The 300-nt window shown below is 76.7% G+C and carries 1 protein-coding gene; it reads right to left on the bottom strand.

The features are described 5' to 3' along the window. Window positions 1–300 (bottom strand): beta-ketoacyl synthase N-terminal-like domain-containing protein (locus VR44_RS39945; protein WP_045952602.1); only part of this gene is annotated, 300 nt, incomplete at both ends.

The following is a 300-nucleotide window of genomic DNA, read 5'->3' as shown; positions in this document are numbered from 1 at the left end:
CCGCGGAGCCCCGTACGAGGGCCAGTACGGGGTGTCCGTGCCGGCGGGCGTCGGACAGCCGCTCCACGAGCAGCATGCCCACGCCCTCGCCCCAGCCGGTGCCGTCGGCCGCCGCCGCGAACGGCTTGCACCGGCCGTCGGCGGCCAGCCCGCGCTGCCGGCTGAACTCGATGAAGGCGTTGGGGCTGGACATCACGGTCACCCCGCCGGCCAGGGCGAGGTCGCACTCGCCGCGCCGCAGCGCCTGGGCGGCGAGGTGGAGGGCGACGAGGGAGGAGGAGCAGGCGGTGTCCACGGTGA

Source organism: Streptomyces katrae, from assembly GCF_000966975.1.
GTDB classification, from domain to species: Bacteria; Actinomycetota; Actinomycetes; order Streptomycetales; family Streptomycetaceae; genus Streptomyces; species Streptomyces katrae.
Note: the sequence above shows the minus strand (reverse complement) of the source record. Positions and strands in the feature narration are given on the sequence as shown.